Origin of the sequence: Bdellovibrio sp. BCCA (genome assembly GCF_037996825.1) — a bacterium.
In the GTDB taxonomy this organism is placed as follows: Bacteria; Bdellovibrionota; Bdellovibrionia; order Bdellovibrionales; family Bdellovibrionaceae; genus Bdellovibrio.
On sequence record NZ_JBBNAC010000001.1, the window covers coordinates 449,766 to 468,139 of the forward strand.

Consider the following 18,374-nt stretch of genomic DNA (forward strand, 5'->3'; position numbering starts at 1 on the left):
GTAATGGTTTTAGAGATAATGGATCAATAATTTTGCCCAGTCAAAGATTTGGAGGAAATCACCCATGCTCGCAGAAAAAATATTTACGGTAGCTCATCTGGCGGATCAAGTCGTTCTTTGGATCCTGCTTCTTCTAAGCATCATGAGCATCGGGATGATTTTAGAGCGCTACTTTGCGCTGAAGAAAGTTTCTTCTGAATCACAAAGAGTGCGCGCGCGCATTAAGCTTGCTTTGCAAAGCAACAGCTTGGAAGACGTGGAAGATCTTGCAAAGGATCCGAACTCTATCGAGGGCCGTGCTGCGGGTTATGCACTTAAGCATATGAAAGATTCTGGCAGCAAAGGTTTGGAAGAAATCTTCAATACGTTTGCTCTTACAGAGCGTCCTGAGTTGGAAAAATTCTTGGGCTTCTTGGCGACCGTGGGTTCGAATGCTCCGTACGTAGGACTTTTCGGGACAGTGTTGGGTATCATGAAAGCCTTCAACGATTTAGCAACAGCTCCAGAAGCAGGACAACAAACAGTGATGGCCGGTATTTCTATGGCCCTTGTTGCAACAGCGGCAGGTCTTTTTGTGGCAATCCCTGCGGTGGCTTTTTACAACTACTACAGCAAACAAGTAAAAAGTATTTTCCAAAACCTTGAGAGCGTTAAAGAACTTTGCCTAGCTTACGCGAAGAAAAAAGGTGTGTAAAACATGGCTGCATTTGACAGTGGCAATGACAACGAAGCCATAGCGGACATCAACGTCGTTCCGCTCGTAGATATTATCCTGGTGGTGTTGATCATCTTCATGGTGACGGCGCCGATGTTTATGAAACCAACGATCAACGTGAATCTGCCAAAAGCGGCCAGCGGTGATCAAACAGCGCCAAGCAAACTCAATATCGCGTTGACTGCTGACGGTCGTATTAACCTGAACGGATCTTTCGTCAATGAAGAAGACGTCCGCGTGAAAGCGACAGAAGAAGCCGGCAAGAATGCCGAAGTTCAGGCGATCATCTCAGCGGACAAAGACGTTCCGCACGGAAAAGTGGTCGGTGTCCTCGACATCGTCAAGGGTTCCGGAGTTAAAAAATTCGCAATCAGTATCGATAAGAAATAAAAAAAGCCCCTGAAGAAGGGGCTTTTTAGTTTTTAATTTTTAATTTCCGCCACCGCCATTGTTGTAATTAGGATTTTGCACCCACTTACAAGTGTTTGAAATCAACTTCAATCGTTTGTTGTGACACTCGAAATTCACGGCACCTTGGTAAGTCCAATAACCATTGTCATTAAAGCGATTGCCGTAACCCCAGTCGCCATCATAAGACGGATTGGGTGTTGGCGTGTGAATGCGCGGAATTTCTGTGCGACAACTGATATAAGTTTTTGCCATATAAGCGAGAGTGCTTGGCACATTGTAATCGTAAAGCTTCGTGTAGCTGCGATACTGATAAAGGAAATTCATCGTGTCGTAGCTTTGATGCAATAAATATTTTCCGCGTGGACTATCAAAGTAGTCAGCGAAATATCCATAACCGCTGTCGTACGTCGCGTTGGTGAAAGTGAAATAAGAACCTGCAGGGCAGTTGCCCGCTTGCTCTTGCACCGTCACGCGCGCAATCGAGCTTTGAATGCTCTGGCCTTTGGCGTCTTTGACAACAATGTGATAGTTGCCTTCTTTGCTGTAGGAATAAGCGGTGTCGAAGTAAGAGCTGTATTCACCCATGCCGTTACCGATCGCTTGATTGTCTTTGTACCATTGATAAGTGTAAGGATAAGTTCCACCAGACACAGTCGCATCAATAGTGAAGCTTGCACCTTCTACCACCGAAACGCTTTGCGGTTGTTTTGTGAAACGGAAACTTGTGTTTGTTGTAGTTCCACTGCCGCCAGCCGTGACACCGCCGCTACCAGAAGAAGTTCCTCCTGAGGAGCCACCACTTCCGACAGAAATTCCTCCGCCGCCCGTCGCTGAACCGCCGCTTCCGCTGGAACCGATATTGACGGAGCCACTGCCGCCAGAGCCGCTACCCACGCCGACTCCCGAGGAATTGCCATTGCCGGGACGGCTGTCCCAGACAGAACCCTTATCTGTCGAAGGACTAGAACTTGCGCTTTCGGTACTGCAATCGGCACCGGAGCTGGTGCACATTTGGCTTTGTGGAGCACAGTTTTGGAAACTCAAAATAGTGAGGAAAGTGATCAATAGACCTGAGAGGACGCGGAAATTGCGGATCCTTTTGAGAATACGTTTGGTCATAGTAACTTTCCCCCGAAATTTACTAGACTAAAATACGGAAGAAACATGGAAACACTTGAGTCAAAAAGCGGATAAATTGCCGGTATTCTCATTTTGACACAGCTAAAGTCCTGCCTTGAAGCGCCGATGTAGGATGATATGTTTAAACGTCAGCCAACAGACACTCAGTTTCTTTTTATCACTCTTGTTTTGGTTCTCTTAATGGGAATTCCGACGTTTCACACGCTGACGGCCAACGATGAATTTTCTAACGATGAACTTGCGCAAAATTCTGCAACGACTATCGGTGAACGTCGTCCTGCAAGTATTCCTGCTGTCTCAGGGGCGGCAATGGCTCCGGCGGTTTCTCACTTCACTCACTATGATGTAAGCTGTGCAAAGAAGGCTTTGAATAAGTTGGATATCTCCGGCGGATTTGTGCAATTTCAGGGTAAAAACTGTCTTAAAAATTTCAAAGATGGCGACATTGAAATCGTCAATAAAAGCAATGGATACACGGCTTCCGTTTTTGTTAGCGGGGCTGATAAATATCAAACCGACCTCATTCAGCTGCAAAAGGGCGACAATGAAATTGCGATTCGTTATCGCGAACGCTCTGGAAAAGCCGTGGAAGAGGTCATCCGCGTGCGTTCATCGCAAATTTAACATAAATAAATCAATATCTTAATGCGTGTCGCTAGAGTAGTATCAATTGAATTGATATTCCCTCCCTCTGCCTTTAAGTTAGCCGCGTTGTGCTCGTCTGCGTCCATTTGACAACACTGCTGCAGAGGCTAAAACGGTTGGAATAGATTGATGATGCTTGAAGGATTTTTACAACCAGTGGATTTAAAAAAACGTTCGGACATTCATTATGCTCGAAAGATTTGGCATATGTCGGGAGTCTTCACGATGTTCCTTGCTTATGTCTATCTGCCACCAGCGGTGTCCATGACGATCCTGGTAATTGCATGGGCTCTTTTCGTTCCTTTCGATTTTTTGCGTCAAAAAAATGCAGCTTTGAATGATTGGGCTGTTCACGCGTTCAAACCAATCATGCGTCAAAGTGAAGTGAAAAAGCTCGCAGGGACGACGTTCCTTTTAACGGGCGTTTTGGCGGTTGATATTTTGTTCCCTCGTCAGATCGTGGCTTTGACTTTGTTGTTCTTGGCTTTCGCGGATCCGATCGCAAGTTATTTTGGAATCTTGTATGGTAAAGACAAAATCTTTGGCCACAAATCCATTCAAGGATTCATGGCTGCGTTCTTTGTGTGCGCAGGTGTGACATTCCTCTATTTGCTCTATCATAATTACTTAGTGGATCGTCTTATTGTGGTGAGTCTTTTTGCAGGTCTCGTGGGAGCTTTTGCAGAGTTGATTCCAATCGGAAAACTCGATGACAATTTGACTCTTCCTCTGATGAGCGCCGTCGGCCTTACGATCTTGTTTTATTTCTTTGGATTTTTCTCCATTGTCGGCTAATGTTTCCTGGCTATCGGCACGATAGCAGGAGACTCAATGGCTACTGAAACTCAATTAGATTCTGAAGATGTTAGAGCACAACGTTTGGCGATGTATATTTACATCCTTCCGAACTTGATGACGACGGGAAATTTGTTTTCCGGTTTCTTCGCAGTAATTCAATCCATCAAAGGAAATTATCTTTACGCAGCTTACGCGATTGTTGTCGCGGCGGTGTTTGACCAGCTCGATGGTCGCTTGGCGCGTTTGACTCGTTCGACAAGTAAGTTCGGTGCTGAGTATGATTCTCTGTGCGACCTTGTGAGCTTCGGTATGGCTCCGGGCGTTTTGTTATTCTTGTGGGCTTTGCAACCGTTCGGCCGCTTGGGTTGGGTGGCGTGCTTCCTGTTTGTCGCTTGTGGCGCTCTTCGTTTGGCGCGCTTTAACGTGCAAGCCAATGTGGTTGAGAAAAACTATTTCCAAGGTCTGCCAATTCCCATGGCCGCAGGTATCGTGGCGTCTTCTGTTTTGGCATTCCAAGATTTGGAACTAGAACCACTTGGGAACTATGGTCTTTTGATCATGACAATTTTGTTGGCTCTTGTGATGGTCAGCAATTTCCGTTTCCGCAGCTTTAAAGATTTGGATTTGAAAGAACGCCTTCCATTCCGTTATCTCATCTTGGGTGTCGGTGTGTTGGTTGTCGTAGCACTTCGCCCTGAAGTGATGCTCTTTGTTCTTTTCATGGGCTATGCCGCATTGGGCGCAGTCTTTGGTATCTTCAGACTTGGTAAAAATATTCGTAAGATTAAGCCGAGTGTGTATGCTCCAGCCCAAGTGCATGAGAGCGACCTAGTCCTCGAGGAAGAGGAAGAAGAGGCCAAGAAAGATGAAAAGAAAACTTAAAGTCGGAGTGGTCGGTGCGACCGGAATGGTCGGCCAAACGTTCATGAACATCTTAGCAGAGCGCGAGTTCCCAATCGAGGAACTGCGCCCTTTTGCTTCTGAAAACTCACTGGGTAAAAAGATTGAGCTGCAAGGCAAAGCTTGGCCCGTGCAAGTTTTAAAAGAAGGATGTTTCGACGGCCTCGATCTAGTTTTCTTTTCTTCAGGAGATGACATCTCTAAAGAGTGGGCTCCGAAAGCTGTCAAAGCTGGGGCCTTTGCCGTTGATAACTCTGCGGCTTTCCGTATGGACCCCAACACCGTGTTGGTCGTTCCTGAAGTGAATGGCCACTTGGTTGATAAAAATTCAAAACCACAGATCATTGCAAATCCCAACTGTTCAACAATTCAGTTGGTCGTGGCACTGAAACCTCTTCAAGAAAAATTCGGTTTAGAAGAAGTGCGCGTGAGCACGTATCAAGCCGTCAGCGGAGCCGGCCAAGGCGGTTACGATGAACTTCTTGAACAAACAGCGAATCACGATAAACCTCAAGATCCAAAAACATTCCCGCACACGATTTTGTTCAACTGCATTCCGCAAATCGGTTCTTTCAGTGACGACGGCTACTGCAGCGAAGAAGTCAAAATCATGAAAGAGACAAGAAAGATTTTGGGCCAAGAAAATCTAAAGGTCTCAGCATTCACAGTGCGTATTCCAGCATTGAACGCGCACAGTGAATCTGTATGGGTCACACTCAACAGAGCCGCAAACCGCGACGAGGTCATGACAGCTTTGTCGGGCTTTGAAGGCATCGTTGTTCAAGACGAACCAAAGAAAAGCGTTTATCCATTAGCAAGAGACGTATCAGGAAAAGATCCTGTTTACGTAGGCCGCGTCCACCGCGACCCAGAAAACCCAAAAATGTACCTCATGTGGGTTGTCTCAGACAACATCCGCAAAGGCGCTGCTCTCAACGGAATTCAAATCGCTGAGAAGATCTTTTTTAGTTAGTTCCGGGTGCGGAATTTAACCAGCTAAATCCCTTACCTATCCGGTCACTGCTCAGACAGTCCTCGCGGACGCGATCCCTTTGGGATCTGCTGCTGCGGAACTCGCGATGCCCGAATAGGTAAGGGATTTAGCTGGTTAAATTCCGAACGCAACCAACTCAAAAAGCGTCTCGACAATTTAAATCCAGCCCGTTTGCGCTTTGGTATGTGTCCTCAACTAGCGCGATATTCAAACCAAAAAATAGTGTTCTAGCGACAGAACTTTGTCGGCAGTGTGGGCTAGGAGGGGGCTGAAGCACTTCCGCGGAGTCAGACCTCCGCGCCGACACGACGTCGTACCAAAGCGCGGTGAGGCACGATGCCGTGTCTGACGGAGCGGGAGTGCTTCAGCCCCCTCCTAGCCCACACGGCCGCCCCGAAGCTTCGTTCGGTAGATCCTCTTTTTACCGTCTCTGAATGTTGCGACAAAAGTCTTGGAGGGTGGGTTTTTTTGACTTCCGGACTTTGGCATGGTTCGATTGTGGTATGGCTCTATTTCCAAGGATTGGAATTCAGATGGGATCTATGACGACTAAGGCTTTTTTGGCTTTGGTGGGTGGTCTTTTTATTTCTTCTTCTAGCTTTGCCACTATGACCTTGGTGTCTATCAGCGGGGCTTCTAATCAAGATATTTCGGATGCTACTAAACCTAAGATTTATGGTGGTTTTGCTGGTACTTGTACTGCGGGTATGGATGGCACTAGTACTTGTGATAGTTGCACGGGTGCTGATATTGGTGGTTCGAAGCTTTGGCCTTGTAACAAGACAAATGCTTACGTGAATTTGAATCTTGTGGTTCGCACGGCTTTCCAAGGGGCTGCGGGAACAAGTCCTTCTCCGTTTGTTAAAATTGGTGACAACAAGCTCACAACGATCACGCAGACCATTGAAGATGGTGGAACTGTTCTTAATACCCAAATTCCTTGGGGAGCTTTGTGTGGAGAAGCTTCCGGAGATGCGAATTGTAAAACGAATTTTAATAAAGAAGTCGTTATTGGGATCGATACAACAGCCAACGGTAGCACAACCACAGAGTCTTTAAGTTTTACGGTCATTTCTCGCTTCGTTGATACTTCAGCAGCAGGAACCGAGTGGTTCTATACTGACTGCAATACAACGGCATCAGCAGATAACAGTGGTTTCTGTCACTTCAAAGCTTATCCTGGTGATGGAAAAATCTATGCCGATGAGCTTGTGATTTCCGCAACCAAACTAGCGACTCCCGTCGCAGGCCTTGAATATTCAAATCTGGTATTCTTCACTGAGGCAGAGCAAACAACGGGTGAAGCGGAAACTACAATTCTGGCTCGTCTTTCAAATGCTTCCACTTACTACAATGTTTCTGTCAATAAATCCGCAGACCCTCCGGTGGCAGATGACCGCATCACAGGTCTTGATAACGGCGTTCACTACTGCACGGTCATGGCGAATCAAGATACAACGGGAATTATTTCTTTCTTCACGCCCATTCCTGGAACACCGGGGTCTCCAGTAACGGTGGCTGAACTTTGCACAACACCGTCGGAAGTGATCGGTCTTCTGGATGACAAGCACTGTTTTATTGCGACAGCGGCATTTGGCAGCGACATGGCTCCGGAAGTACAAAGCTTTAGAGACTTCCGTAATAAATTTTTACTCAGCCATTCTTGGGGACGTTCGTTTGTAAAATTCTATTATAAGCACAGTCCTTATTACGCCAACCTCATTGCCGAAAGTGAAGTCAGCAAAGGCCTCGTGCGCGTCGGGCTTTGGCCTCTTTTGTTTTTTGCACGCATGAGTGTGGCTTTTGGATTCTGGACGACTCTCATGATTTTATCTTTGGCGACACTTTCAATGATCGAACTTTATCGCCGTCTGGTTCTGGGAAGAAGATTCCGAGGTGAGCTGTGAGATCTTGGCCTAAATATATCGTTGCGTTGCTCGCCGTTGTTTCCTTTCATACCGTTCGTGCTCAAGAAGAATCCGCTCCACAGGAGCCTCCTTTTGTGCAGGAAGAAAATGAATTTGACACTCTTCAGAATGCACCGACTTCACCGGATGAAGCGGAAGCTCTTTCGATTGAAGATGAAATCAAAAGTTCAGAACCTGAAGCTCCTGCAAAAAAAGAAACTGTGAATCTGAACGAGCAACCTAAGTCCGACAAAAAATTGGAAGAAGAGTTGCAATTTGAAGAAGAACCGCAAGCTCCCGTTGTCGAAGAAGCTCCAGCGGTGGTTCCTGCTGAACCGGTTGTCGAAGTAAAACCTGTGCAACAAGCTCAGCCTTCCAATGTGGTTCAACGCACTTCCAAAGGTGGTGTGGAATACATTCACCATCCGCAAGCGGCCAAAGGGCTTATCGCCATCACCAAAGAGGGCGCTTACGTTTATAAAACAAAAGAGACTGGCAAGTACGATCAAACAGGTTCCTTCCGTTTTGGAATGATGGACCCGCCAAAAATCACGGCGGCTGACGGAACGACATTTGAGATGATGTATTCTGACGGCCAGCAACCCGTGATGATGTTTGATTATGAATGGCAGCCTTTTTCAGGTTACGGAAAATTGGGCGTGCAAGCCGGTGTTGGCTTCCTCGTGGCACACGGAAACGGTCGCTTTGTGGATGCTTCCATGGGTGGACTGACTCCGAAAGAGAAATACACTTTTGTCGCAATTCCGTTGAATGTCGGTGTCGTCTACCGTTTGGAGTGGATGTCACGCCAATGGCTTGCACCTTATATCGCAGGCGGCGGAACTTACGTCGCTGTCGGCGAGTTTCGCGATGATGGTAAAACACCTTCAGCTGTAGGAACCCCGGGAGCCTACGGTGCCGCGGGAATGTTGTTTAATATTTCTGCTATGAATAGAGACACAGCCTTTACTCTTCGCTCCGAATACGGCATTTCAAATTTATGGGTCTCTTTGGATTATCGTTATCTGAATACGTTTAACGAAGATTTGGATTTCACATCAAGCATCATCGGTGCGGGTGTGGTGGTCGACTACTAAATAATTTTTACAAAAATAAAAAACAAAAAAACCCGAGGCCGTCGTGACGCTCGGGTTTTTCTTTTTGCTCAATTAAAAAAGACTAGCGAGATTGATCAAGCGCGATTTCCATGCGGTTGATACCAAGGTTTACACCAAGACCTTTTGCAAATTGCAAAGACACTTTCAAAGCCATTTCTGGAAGGTCTACGCGAGTCGCTGTGATGATACCAACGCCACCAAGAACCGCACCTTGAGCTTGTGCCACATAGTATGTGCCCAAGATAGATTCTGGGTTGCTGTCAAACAATGCGATCTCTGCCGCTTGACCTGTCAATTCCATGCGACCGATTGCGACCTGTGGAGAAAGCGGAGCTGCTTTCATCGATACTGTCACAGGGTAGTGAGCAGTTTGACCAGTGAGGCTCACGCAGTTCAAATCACCGCGGCCTTCATAAGAATATTTACCCAAGATTACTTTGAAACCGTGAGCTGTTCCTTTGAAGCCCAAGTTACATGCCCATGCTGGAGCTGTGTATGCTTGAGCTTGTGCTGCACCCAATACCAACGCGATTGCTACAAATAGTTTTTTCATTTTCGTTCTCCTTTAAAAGGTTGTTTTTATTTTTTCGTATCTCGGAACACGACTAGAAGTAATTCAAGCGTTCCAACCTGTCTAGACCCTGATCGGGACATAGTGTCCCGACATTTTAAAACGGGACAATCTGTCCCGAGGGCTTGCATTTAAACAGTGTCTGGGCTAGTAATGCGGCATGGAAATGACTGTAAAAAATTTATTAATCCAAGAATTAGCAAAAAGACAGATGCGCAATTCCGCTTATTCCATCCGTGCGTTTGCCCGCGATTTAGATGTCGGCGTGACAAGTCTTTCAGATGTGCTTGCTGGAAAAAGATCTCTCTCTAAATCCAATGTGCAAAAAGTGATGGAGAAACTTTTGATTTCTCCTCTAGTAAAAGAGCAGATCTGGGCAAACTATAAAGAAACGGCGGCGCGCACGGAAGTCGACGACCGCACCATGCTTGATGAAGACACGTTTCGTCTGATCGCAGACTGGCATTATATTGCGATCCTCAATTTAGCAAAGTTGAAAACAAACTCTGCGAAGCCTGAATGGATTGCGGAACGACTTAATATAAAGAAAGAAGAAGCTGAAGTGGCGTTAGAGCGTCTATTTAGATTGGAGCTCATTAAAAAAGTGCGCGGGCGTATGGAGCGCACAGTAAAACCATTAACAACTTCTAATGAAATTCCGTCTGCGGCTATTAGAAAGCATCACAATCAGAATTTGCATTTAGCAGAGCAATCATTACACCGAGATCCCGTCAATACGCGGGAATTCGGCTCTGTGACCATGGCCGTGAACCCGGAAAAATTGCCACAGGCCAAGGAAATCCTACTAAAGACTCGTAAAAAAATAGCTAGTTTGCTAGAAGAAGGCGAAGTTTCTGAAGTCTATACGCTCTCTTTTCAACTGTTTCCTCTTACTAAACTTCAGAAAGAATCGGAGGACTAAATGACGAAGTTGAACGCTCTTATCCTGAGCCTGATCGTGAGTGTCTCAGCCGTATCTGCCAACGCGAGAATTTTGCGCGGCGGAGATCTGGTAAATAACGGCGGCGGTATCGCTGAGAAAAACGTTTTCTATGCTTACGAAAAACTCGATAAGTACATTCAGATCTGCTTAAAGACGGATTCCTGCAAACTGACAGAACGTCAGCGCGGCCTTTTGCAAGAGATCTACGATCATATGTCCTTAGAAAAGGCGAGCAAGCAACTGATCTTCGCCTCTGAGAAAAACGCTCCAGGTTCGTTCATTATTGACGGCCTTGTTCGTGTGGCAAAAACAGGAAGCACTGTCGGAAGCCCGATCTATATCAACTCAGATCTTCTTTACACGAAGAGTGAAGCCGAAGGTTACGATCCCGTTTCTATCCCCGAAGCTGTGGCCATCCTTGTTCACGAGATGGGTCACCACTATGGAAACTACACTCACGAAGAGCTGGATTTATTGGGTGTCAGAGTGTCTTTGCTTCTTCAGCAAAAATTTATTTCCACGCCATTGATTCCTTGGAACTCTGAAATTTCTGCGACAGTGTTTAATCCGAACCTCACAACATCTTTCCCGGAAGTTCTTTTGAACGTCGGTGATGACGTGATCGATATTAGCGAAGAATACAAAGAAGCCGTCGCTTGTGTCGGTATCACAGTTCCAATTCCGATCTTGCCGATTCCAGACTTGGAGCTTTTAAATAAAAAGCCTCAGGCTTCGATCCTGCACAACGTGCACTGGTCTAAGTTTAAAGAAAAAGATGACACTCTGAGTGTGATGATCACGGGGAATGTGTCGAACAACTGCGTTTATAAGACGAATATTTTTATTCGCAACAATGATTCAAAAATCAATATCACGTTCCGTATGGTGAAATCATCAACGGGAAAATGGATCTATATCAAAGACTCTTTGGGCGTGGATCAGTACAAAGATCCTTGGTGGAAAATCATCCGCCTGCCTCTGAACCCTCTACAGACCTGGTAGAAACAAAAAAACCGCATGAAGAACTCATGCGGTTTTTTGTTTTTTAAACTTTAAAAGTTTAATTATTTTTCTACGCAAGCAGCAGTGAAGATAGATCTGTTCATGCGGAAGATGTTGTATGTCTTGCAAGTCAAACCTTGAGGAGAGCAATCAGCGCGAAGTTCAACAGCGCCCGTTGAATAGTTTTGACCCATAACTTTGTTGTCTTCACACCAGCTTAAGAATTCAACTTCGAAATCGTCTGGACGAGAGCTGATAGTTTCGTCTTGTACGTTGATTTGCGCCATTGCAGGACCAGCAACTAACATCATAGCTACGATAAATGCTTTCATGAGGTACTCCTTAAAAGGGTTAGGTTTTTAAAAAAGATGGCAAGAAGTACGATGAGAGCTCTCTTTCGTCAAGGGACCCTGAAAAGTTTCATGTCTACTCTTTTGACAATCCTTTCCTTATTTCCCGTTCCGCGAGGGCCTTATTGTGGGAACCCTCGAAGACCTGTAAATTCTGCTCTCATGAAAACATTATTCTTTCTTCTAAGTTTTGTGGTGGCTTCTACGGCTTTGGCTGAAACTCATTACTGCGACGACATCAAACGCGTCGATACTCTTCCTCATTTGAACACCGATCAGTTCAGCCGCTTCATCAAAGACAAAAAGAAAGTGGATCGCATTCTGGTTTCTAAGGATCGCAAGGATCTTTACCTCATTCAAGACGATGTGGTTCTTAAGGCTTACAAAGTGGCGTTCGGTCTTCAACCTAATGGTCACAAACAGTTTGAAGGAGATCAAAAAACTCCTGAAGGCATTTACTATATCGATAGTAAAAATCCACAAAGCGCTTACTACCTAAGCCTTCACGTTTCTTATCCAAACAAAGCCGATACGGAATACGCGCGCTCAAAGGGAAAATCTCCAGGCGGCAATATCATGGTTCACGGTTTTCCAAATCCTGACAGACCGGATTTCTTAAGATTCGTTCAAGGCTTCCATCCATACAATTGGACAGCAGGCTGTATGGCCGTCACAAACGAAGAGATTCGTGAGATTTACTCCGTTGTCGATGTAGGTACTGCGATTGAGATCTGCAAATCTTCAGTTCAGCATCAGCCCCAAGCTCCGGAGGAGAAAAAGGTACCTGGTACCTTGTAGAGACAAAGGGAAGCTGGTACCTTCCGGCCATGACTACAAAAGTGCGCTTTACCGTCGCCTATGACGGGACCGGGTTCTGCGGCTGGCAGAAACAAAAACAAGAAGACCAAATTTCAGTGGCTCACGTGATCGAGAAGGCTTTAGAGAAAGTCTTTAACGAAAAGATCACGCTTTTTGCCTCGGGTCGCACGGACGCCGGGGTTCATGCGCTAAACCAAGTCTGCCACTTTTCTACGCATCGCAAGATTGATCCCGCTAAGAAATGGGACATTTGTTGGGCCCTGAACTCTCATCTGCCTCCTTCTATTGTCGTGAAAAGGGCATGGATTGCTCCCGAAGAGTTTCATGCAACCCTGTCGGCGACTCACAAGACTTACCGTTATTTGATTCTGAACCGCCCTCGTCCCAGCGCCCACATGAACCGCTATGCCGATTGGGTTCGTAAGGACGTGAGCCTTGAGCATCTGCAGGTGAGTTCTAAATTTCTCTTGGGAAATCATGACTTTAAGAGCTTTCAATCGGTCGGTACGCCTATTAAAGACACGGTCCGCGAGATCTTCCAGGCCGACTGGAAATGGCGTCGTCCCGATGTTTTGCAGTTCGATATCACCGGAGATGGCTTTTTAAAGCAAATGGTTCGCAATATCGTGGGAACGTCGTTAATGCTGGAGCGTAAAGGCGAAAACCCTAGTAAAATGGCAGAGATAATCAATGCCATGGATCGCCGTCAGGCCGGTCCTCCGGCGCCCGCGCAGGGTCTTTATTTGATGAGAGTTTATTATCCTCAGGACCTTGACAACCGGTGTATAGAACTTTAAAACATCCCTTCCCGCAAAATAGTGTAAGAGCCCGTTGTTAAACTCAAACATATTTTTGCCGAATGCACAGACGGTAAAACTGCTGCGTTCAAATGAAACTGGAGACCTTTATAATGAAAACTTTCAATGCAAAAGCAGATGAAGTTGAAAGAAAATGGTGGATCGTTGATGCCGCTGACCAAAAAGTGGGTCGTGTAGCTACAACTGTTGCTAACATTCTTCGTGGTAAAAACAAGCCTATCTATACTCCAAACGTTGATACTGGTGACTTTGTTGTCGTTATTAACACGGACAAAATGGAGCTTTCTGGAACTAAATGGGATGACAAGAAGTACTTCCGTCACTCTCGTTTCTTCGGTTCTTTGAAAGAGATGACTGCAGCTCAAGCAAAAGAGAAAGATTCTACTTTCATCATGCACGAAGCTGTGCGCGGAATGCTTCCTACAAACAAGCTTTCTCGTCACGTTATCATGAAATTGAAGGCGTACACTGGTGCTGAGCATCCTCATGCTGCTCAAAAGCCAGCTCTTTACACACTTCCTACTAAGAAGTAATCGGAGTAGACAATGGCAGCAGCAGATAAATTCTATTATGCAACTGGAAGAAGAAAAACGAGCTCAGCGCGCGTTTTCTTGAAGCCTGGTAAAGGCACAATCACAATCAACGGAAAAAAATCTGATGATTATTTGAGCCGTATGCAATCACGCATGGTGATCGTACAGCCTCTTGATCTATTGGGCCAACTTGGCAAGTTCGACGCTAAAATCACTGTTTCAGGTGGTGGTGAGTCTGGACAAGCTGGTGCAATCCGTTTGGGTATCACTCGTGCATTGATCGCATTCAACGCTGAATTCAAAGGTACTTTGAAGAAAGCTGGATTCGTTATGCGTGATCCTCGTATGGTTGAGCGTAAAAAATACGGTAAAGCCGGCGCTCGTCGTAGATTCCAATACTCTAAACGTTAATCGTTTCGAGTTTTCGGAGAAGAAAAGGGAGCTGCAAACAGCTCCCTTTTTTTGTTTGGGCCATCGTGGCCCAAACCCGCTTCGCGGGCTGCGCGCAAAAATGCCCTCCTGGCATTTTTGTGTTTTCTTTCCTTCTGTTTGTCTTTCCGAATTGTAATTTTCCTCTGATTGATTCGAACCTTTCACAATGTTAATCCCGAAGGGGAGGGGTTCATCGTGAAAGTTATCTTTGTTTTCACTTTCATTCTTAGCAGTATTTGCCTGGCGCAAGAGCCAGCGGTGATGACGTCTGTCGCGCCTGCGAAAAGTGTTGAACAAAGACTTGCGGAACTCGAAGCCAATCAAACTCTGAACTACTTTTCTTTCAGTGGAACTCTGGTGAGTTCCTACAATGATATCGCCGTTAAAGAAACCTATCCCGTCGCGAAAGATCACAAGGGTTTGGACTATTGGCATTTGCGTTTTTCTTTGAATGCGGATGCAGAGGTCAGTCCGCAGATCAAAGTTTACTCGCGCACGACGGCGACAAAGTTTTTCAATCGTTGGAGAGAGCAAGGATCTGACGGTGTATTCAATGATGACTTGGATGTTGCCTACGGGAATACGGGGTCTGCGATTTATCTTGAGCGTGCGTATGTGGATTTATCTCCGGCGCAAAGTGCTTGGACGTTATCGGTAGGTCGTCTTCCCACGGTGCATGGCTCTCCGACAAATTATTGGGATATACGACCACGTCAGGGGACTTATCCTTTAATGAATTACAACTCTCCTTTGGATGGCGCGGCTTTGACCTATCGCCTGGATTCGCAATTGTCTGAGGGGAATCAGTGGGCGCTGCGTGCTCTATACACGCCTTTTAGTGATGTGAACGGCGGACGAGCAGGGGCGAATGATGAAAATCTCAATCCTCCTAAATCTGACACCAATGCGGGAGTTCCGACGGGAACTTCTTTAAACACGTTGATTGATTTGGTGGCGCTGCAGTCGGATTACTCTTCAAAAAATATATCTTTTACGGAAGAGCTTGGATTTATTCTGCAGGCCTATCAGTTTTCTAATCTGCCGTTTTCATCAGGTGCGGGCACTTCCAATTTAAGTATCACTTCTCGTGCAGCCACAGCCTCTGTGGAGATGTTAGGAATTGATCGTGGAAATTTTGATATTTCTTTAAACTACACTTTCAATCAAACAGAGAGCGACGGTTTTTTCAACGGACCGGGCACTGGTTTTGGAACGACGAAAAATTCCGACACGCTCAATGGACATGTTGCCTTGATTTCTTTGCGTTATAGAAAAGATCAGTGGGCAACAGGTTATGAGTGGTTAGAGGGTTCTAAGAATTCCCTCTATTTTTCTTCGGCCGATGAAGACTTGACGCGCTTTTATCGCACCAATGGAGTTGGTCATCACTTTTATTTCACGAAAAAATGGATGGACTTTGCAACGGTCCGTGCGGGATTTCGCTGGCAGCAGTTTTCAAATTTACCGACCTTCATTGGTCCGGTTGTGTCTTCTGATCGCGAAGTGAAAACTTTGTACCTCAGTTTAAGGACGGATTTCTAATGATGAAAATCGTCCGATTTATTTTTCTTATTGTGGCTTTGCTGTCTTTAAAATCTCCGGCGTATGCTGGAAAGGTCGAGTCTGTTCAAGATGTTATGAAAAAACAATGTTCTAAACATGTGAACCATCAACAGGCTTTGTCGTTGATACGTCCGCTTTATCTTACGTGTATCCCGGGAACTCTTGTCAGCGTTGACGAGAAATGCAAAGTGCAGTGCTTGAAATCCAATGCCGGTGCGGTGATCGGAAGATAGAATAAAAAAGGCTCCCTTGTGAGGAGCCTTTTTCGTTTTTCTTGTTAGCAAAAAATTATTTTGTTGTGCAAGAAAGTGGGTAGATGTTTCCGTTAGCTGCAAGGAAGCCGCCGAAAGAACCGTCGGCTTCTTTACCCAAGCCCAAGAAACCTGTGTTTTTGATAACGCCATCTTCTTGAGAAGATTTGTCAGTCAAAGCCAAAAGATTCAAGAAACCGTTTTGGATTTGCGCCGCTACAGTGCCTTTATCCATTTGAGAGAAGAACACAGATTGAGCGCTCTTTTCATTCAAAGAAACGATAACGAAATCTGCTGATTGATCGTCAGCAAGATCAATGTTCAAGCTCACAGAAGTACTTTCTGGAACTACACATTTCAAAACTGTTGTGTCTGCCATTGCAGAAGAACCGATAAGAACCAAAGCTGCTACGATAAGCTTTTTCATGAAAACCCTCCATTAGGTGTCAAACGGTAGGGAGGCTATTTCACGCTGGACTGTGAGGCAATGCAAATGCATCGCACTATCGGGTGATAGGGTGGAAATTCCCGGAAAAATGGACGCATATTCTTTGCTAGCACAAAGTCTGATTCATTGTGATTTAACGGACAGAGCTTTATTTGGCGGTTATTCTGATTGTTAAGAATAGATAAAAAGGAACGCTAACTGTGAACGTAGTATTCGCAACTTTGACTTGCATCAGCCTCGGGTTATCTTTCGCTTTTGCGCAAACTCCAGAGAAAAAATATCCGGAGTATTCAAAGCCACTATTTTTTGCGGTGATGGATCAAGAATTAAAAATCAAAAATCCGCAAGTCGACTACGATTTAAAAAAATCTAAAGGCAAATCACTGGAAATCAACGGTCTTATTTTCGATGCCGATTCTTTTTCAGCACGATTGGAAAATGAAGCTTTGAATTTCACGTGGAATCAGGAATTAGTTCCCGGTGGCGAGATCACAATCATCAACCAGCAGGGAAAAGAGTTGTGGAAACAGAAGGCCGAAGGTACGGGTGTCTGGTCGTTTAAAGATCTAAAAGGAGCAAAAGCGCCGCAATGGAAAGATGGCGAGCACTTTCGTTTCTGTCTGCGTTCTGAAATCGAAAAAGGTTATTCAAGTCTCTGCACACAATGGTACGGAATCGAGATCAAAGAATCCAGTATGCAAATGGGTCCGGCTAAATCAGAAGCCACGGCTCGCGTGATTATTCAAAATGAAGAAAAGAAATTAAAAGGTATCGAGGAAGTCGCTGTTGGTGCCCCAGTTCAGTTTCTAGCGACACTGAATAATAATGCTACTTATGAATTCGTTTCTGAACCAATTTCTCCTGTTATCAAAGATATGATTGAATCCGAAAAAGAAGGTCAGGTGACTCTCACGGGGGAACTTCCTGCTCCACTGAAAGCGGAAGCGCAGATTCTTCCTGGCAATGACTACAGCAAGGTCACAAAATTTTTGGGTTTTGAAAGCACCATCGGAGCTTCTCGTGATTTGTGGCAGGCCGACGTTGTTCAAAAAAATGCGCGTTTGATCCTGCCTGGAAAATCCGGAGGGGTTTTCAGTTATGCTTTGGAAATCACGGATCCTCCTCGACAGAAAGACCGCCGTTATATTTCTGATAAATCTTTGCTGGGAACTTATTCGGCGAAGGACAAAATGACGGTTAAAGACGCTGAAGATCATTTGCAGGTCTGGGAGTTTTCGGCGCCCGAAAAATTTGCGATGAACACGGCCTTCCTTGAAGTTCCAGGTGAAAAAGTAACGCACAAATCTTATTTGGACATTTATCGCGGTGGCGCGGGTGAGGCGAGTTTGCGTTTGACGGGGGTTCTTACCAGCGGCAGTGACTTTGTGATGTTGGGTGAAGGACACGTTTCTTGGTGGTTTAACGACGTCTTTGGTTGGCAAAATTACTATCTTTCAAAACAAAGATGGGGCGTGAGCGCTCGTTATTTCACATCAATCACGAAGCTTCCGGCTTCCGACGACACGGGTTCAAGTGAAGACGTCGATCTGAAAGTAGCGCAAGCGGATCTGCGTTACCGTTTTAAGCCGGGCCTATGGGAAAAAGATGAAACGGTGGGTTTGATTTTAGCTTACGAATCCATGCAAGTCGGTGATTTGACCGTTCCAAAAACAGGTGTAGGTCTTTTCTGGGCCCGCTCCATGCCACGCGTGTTGGATTATTGGTTTAGCAAAATTCCGTTTATGAACTATCCGAAGTGGGTGGATATGGAGTTTATTAAATACGTTTCTTCCACAGACAGCGACATCTCTTTGGGTAACGATTACGTCATCAACTTTCATGGAAAGGTGATGTGGACACCCCGATTTTTTGGTGAAGCGGGTTTTGGTTCGAAGAATTATTACTTTGAAAAAAAATCGGATGGCTCTGGCGCGAAGCTGACGACGTTCTTTGGAACTATCGGCGCAGGTATTAACTTCTAATTGCGGGATCGATGAAACAAAGGCTGACACTGGT

21 protein-coding genes are annotated in these 18,374 nt (G+C 45.6%); 17 read left to right on the top strand and 4 right to left on the bottom strand.

The genetic code is table 11. The features are described from left to right. Positions 1 to 64: 64 nt before the first annotated feature. Positions 65 to 694 carry a MotA/TolQ/ExbB proton channel family protein gene (locus AAAA78_RS02280; protein WP_295900101.1) on the top strand — a complete coding sequence of 210 codons (630 nt, stop codon included), beginning with the start codon at positions 65 to 67 and terminating at the stop codon, positions 692 to 694. Between the two features lie 3 nt (positions 695 to 697). Beyond that, positions 698 to 1,105: an ExbD/TolR family protein gene (locus AAAA78_RS02285; RefSeq protein ID WP_295900100.1), complete on the top strand. Its 408-nt coding sequence runs from the start codon at positions 698 to 700 to the stop codon at positions 1,103 to 1,105. Positions 1,106 to 1,144: 39 nt separating this feature from the next. Here the strand turns inward: AAAA78_RS02285 and AAAA78_RS02290 are convergent, their stop codons facing one another. Continuing rightward, positions 1,145 to 2,245 (bottom strand): PKD domain-containing protein, encoded by a 1,101-nt coding sequence (locus AAAA78_RS02290; RefSeq protein ID WP_340590105.1) that lies wholly within the window; start codon positions 2,243 to 2,245, stop codon positions 1,145 to 1,147. Positions 2,246 to 2,383: 138 nt separating this feature from the next. Between AAAA78_RS02290 and AAAA78_RS02295 the strand changes: the two genes are divergently transcribed. The 6 genes from AAAA78_RS02295 (at position 2,384) to AAAA78_RS02320 (ending at position 8,607) form a co-directional block, all read left to right on the top strand. Next, positions 2,384 to 2,890, top strand: a complete 507-nt coding sequence (locus AAAA78_RS02295) for a hypothetical protein (protein WP_340590106.1) — start codon at positions 2,384 to 2,386, stop codon at positions 2,888 to 2,890. A gap of 228 nt (positions 2,891 to 3,118) precedes the next feature. Continuing rightward, positions 3,119 to 3,706 (top strand): diacylglycerol/polyprenol kinase family protein, encoded by a 588-nt coding sequence (locus AAAA78_RS02300; RefSeq protein ID WP_340590107.1) that lies wholly within the window; start codon positions 3,119 to 3,121, stop codon positions 3,704 to 3,706. Positions 3,707 to 3,742: 36 nt separating this feature from the next. After that, complete coding sequence (pssA, locus tag AAAA78_RS02305) at positions 3,743 to 4,591, top strand: CDP-diacylglycerol--serine O-phosphatidyltransferase (protein ID WP_340590108.1); 849 nt, start codon at positions 3,743 to 3,745, stop codon at positions 4,589 to 4,591. Further along, complete coding sequence (locus AAAA78_RS02310; protein ID WP_340590109.1) at positions 4,575 to 5,582, top strand: aspartate-semialdehyde dehydrogenase; 1,008 nt, start codon at positions 4,575 to 4,577, stop codon at positions 5,580 to 5,582. The genes pssA and AAAA78_RS02310 overlap by 17 nt, the downstream gene beginning before the upstream one ends. Before the next feature lie 524 nt (positions 5,583 to 6,106). Beyond that, a complete protein-coding gene (locus tag AAAA78_RS02315) occupies positions 6,107 to 7,510 on the top strand; it encodes a CFI-box-CTERM domain-containing protein (RefSeq protein WP_340590110.1) in 1,404 nt (467 codons plus the stop codon). Further along, the gene (locus AAAA78_RS02320) at positions 7,507 to 8,607 is read left to right on the top strand and encodes a hypothetical protein (RefSeq protein WP_340590111.1); all 1,101 of its coding nucleotides are present in this window, start codon (positions 7,507 to 7,509) and stop codon (positions 8,605 to 8,607) included. The genes AAAA78_RS02315 and AAAA78_RS02320 overlap by 4 nt, the downstream gene beginning before the upstream one ends. 82 nt (positions 8,608 to 8,689) lie before the next feature. On the opposite strand, the gene AAAA78_RS02325 is transcribed toward AAAA78_RS02320, so the two are convergent. Then, positions 8,690 to 9,181: a hypothetical protein gene (locus AAAA78_RS02325; protein WP_295900086.1), complete on the bottom strand. Its 492-nt coding sequence runs from the start codon at positions 9,179 to 9,181 to the stop codon at positions 8,690 to 8,692. Between the two features lie 178 nt (positions 9,182 to 9,359). Here AAAA78_RS02325 and AAAA78_RS02330 point away from each other — a divergent pair, with 178 nt between their 5' ends. Together AAAA78_RS02330 and AAAA78_RS02335 are read left to right on the top strand one after the other, a co-directional pair. Beyond that, on the top strand, positions 9,360 to 10,121 hold the full coding sequence (locus AAAA78_RS02330) for a DUF4423 domain-containing protein (RefSeq protein ID WP_340590112.1): 762 nt from the start codon (positions 9,360 to 9,362) through the stop codon (positions 10,119 to 10,121). Then, positions 10,122 to 11,144, top strand: a complete 1,023-nt coding sequence (locus AAAA78_RS02335; protein ID WP_340590113.1) for a hypothetical protein — start codon at positions 10,122 to 10,124, stop codon at positions 11,142 to 11,144. It begins immediately after the preceding gene. 62 nt (positions 11,145 to 11,206) lie between these two features. Here AAAA78_RS02335 and AAAA78_RS02340 read toward each other — a convergent pair whose 3' ends face one another. After that, positions 11,207 to 11,476, bottom strand: a complete 270-nt coding sequence (locus tag AAAA78_RS02340) for a hypothetical protein (RefSeq protein WP_340590114.1) — start codon at positions 11,474 to 11,476, stop codon at positions 11,207 to 11,209. Positions 11,477 to 11,656: 180 nt separating this feature from the next. Here AAAA78_RS02340 and AAAA78_RS02345 point away from each other — a divergent pair, with 180 nt between their 5' ends. The 6 genes from AAAA78_RS02345 (at position 11,657) to AAAA78_RS02370 (ending at position 15,892) form a co-directional block, all read left to right on the top strand. Continuing rightward, a complete protein-coding gene (locus AAAA78_RS02345; RefSeq protein ID WP_340590115.1) occupies positions 11,657 to 12,292 on the top strand; it encodes a L,D-transpeptidase family protein in 636 nt (211 codons plus the stop codon). Between the two features lie 29 nt (positions 12,293 to 12,321). Next, complete coding sequence (truA, locus tag AAAA78_RS02350) at positions 12,322 to 13,110, top strand: tRNA pseudouridine(38-40) synthase TruA (RefSeq protein WP_340590116.1); 789 nt, start codon at positions 12,322 to 12,324, stop codon at positions 13,108 to 13,110. Positions 13,111 to 13,223: 113 nt separating this feature from the next. Next, complete coding sequence (gene rplM, locus AAAA78_RS02355; RefSeq protein WP_367276354.1) at positions 13,224 to 13,664, top strand: 50S ribosomal protein L13; 441 nt, start codon at positions 13,224 to 13,226, stop codon at positions 13,662 to 13,664. Positions 13,665 to 13,676: 12 nt separating this feature from the next. Then, positions 13,677 to 14,075, top strand: coding sequence for a 30S ribosomal protein S9 (gene rpsI, locus AAAA78_RS02360; RefSeq protein ID WP_295900080.1), 399 nt, complete (start codon positions 13,677 to 13,679; stop codon positions 14,073 to 14,075). A 216-nt stretch (positions 14,076 to 14,291) separates the two neighbouring features. Further along, complete coding sequence (locus AAAA78_RS02365) at positions 14,292 to 15,638, top strand: DUF3373 family protein (protein ID WP_340590117.1); 1,347 nt, start codon at positions 14,292 to 14,294, stop codon at positions 15,636 to 15,638. After that, complete coding sequence (locus tag AAAA78_RS02370; RefSeq protein WP_340590118.1) at positions 15,638 to 15,892, top strand: hypothetical protein; 255 nt, start codon at positions 15,638 to 15,640, stop codon at positions 15,890 to 15,892. The genes AAAA78_RS02365 and AAAA78_RS02370 overlap by 1 nt, the downstream gene beginning before the upstream one ends. A gap of 55 nt (positions 15,893 to 15,947) precedes the next feature. Here the strand turns inward: AAAA78_RS02370 and AAAA78_RS02375 are convergent, their stop codons facing one another. After that, on the bottom strand, positions 15,948 to 16,337 hold the full coding sequence (locus AAAA78_RS02375; RefSeq protein WP_295900077.1) for a hypothetical protein: 390 nt from the start codon (positions 16,335 to 16,337) through the stop codon (positions 15,948 to 15,950). A 221-nt stretch (positions 16,338 to 16,558) separates the two neighbouring features. Here AAAA78_RS02375 and AAAA78_RS02380 point away from each other — a divergent pair, with 221 nt between their 5' ends. After that, positions 16,559 to 18,340: a hypothetical protein gene (locus AAAA78_RS02380; protein WP_340590119.1), complete on the top strand. Its 1,782-nt coding sequence runs from the start codon at positions 16,559 to 16,561 to the stop codon at positions 18,338 to 18,340. Positions 18,341 to 18,374: the final 34 nt, after the last annotated feature.

Coding starts and splice junctions, on each gene's coding strand:
- AAAA78_RS02280 (WP_295900101.1), top strand. CDS start 65: ATGCTCGCAGAAAAAATATTTACGGTAGCTCATCTGGCGGATCAAGTC.
- AAAA78_RS02285 (WP_295900100.1), top strand. CDS start 698: ATGGCTGCATTTGACAGTGGCAATGACAACGAAGCCATAGCGGACATC.
- AAAA78_RS02290 (WP_340590105.1), bottom strand. CDS start 2,245: ATGACCAAACGTATTCTCAAAAGGATCCGCAATTTCCGCGTCCTCTCA.
- AAAA78_RS02295 (WP_340590106.1), top strand. CDS start 2,384: ATGTTTAAACGTCAGCCAACAGACACTCAGTTTCTTTTTATCACTCTT.
- AAAA78_RS02300 (WP_340590107.1), top strand. CDS start 3,119: ATGTCGGGAGTCTTCACGATGTTCCTTGCTTATGTCTATCTGCCACCA.
- pssA (WP_340590108.1), top strand. CDS start 3,743: ATGGCTACTGAAACTCAATTAGATTCTGAAGATGTTAGAGCACAACGT.
- AAAA78_RS02310 (WP_340590109.1), top strand. CDS start 4,575: ATGAAAAGAAAACTTAAAGTCGGAGTGGTCGGTGCGACCGGAATGGTC.
- AAAA78_RS02315 (WP_340590110.1), top strand. CDS start 6,107: ATGGCTCTATTTCCAAGGATTGGAATTCAGATGGGATCTATGACGACT.
- AAAA78_RS02325 (WP_295900086.1), bottom strand. CDS start 9,181: ATGAAAAAACTATTTGTAGCAATCGCGTTGGTATTGGGTGCAGCACAA.
- AAAA78_RS02330 (WP_340590112.1), top strand. CDS start 9,360: ATGGAAATGACTGTAAAAAATTTATTAATCCAAGAATTAGCAAAAAGA.
- AAAA78_RS02335 (WP_340590113.1), top strand. CDS start 10,122: ATGACGAAGTTGAACGCTCTTATCCTGAGCCTGATCGTGAGTGTCTCA.
- AAAA78_RS02340 (WP_340590114.1), bottom strand. CDS start 11,476: ATGAAAGCATTTATCGTAGCTATGATGTTAGTTGCTGGTCCTGCAATG.
- AAAA78_RS02345 (WP_340590115.1), top strand. CDS start 11,657: ATGAAAACATTATTCTTTCTTCTAAGTTTTGTGGTGGCTTCTACGGCT.
- truA (WP_340590116.1), top strand. CDS start 12,322: ATGACTACAAAAGTGCGCTTTACCGTCGCCTATGACGGGACCGGGTTC.
- rplM (WP_367276354.1), top strand. CDS start 13,224: ATGAAAACTTTCAATGCAAAAGCAGATGAAGTTGAAAGAAAATGGTGG.
- rpsI (WP_295900080.1), top strand. CDS start 13,677: ATGGCAGCAGCAGATAAATTCTATTATGCAACTGGAAGAAGAAAAACG.
- AAAA78_RS02370 (WP_340590118.1), top strand. CDS start 15,638: ATGATGAAAATCGTCCGATTTATTTTTCTTATTGTGGCTTTGCTGTCT.
- AAAA78_RS02375 (WP_295900077.1), bottom strand. CDS start 16,337: ATGAAAAAGCTTATCGTAGCAGCTTTGGTTCTTATCGGTTCTTCTGCA.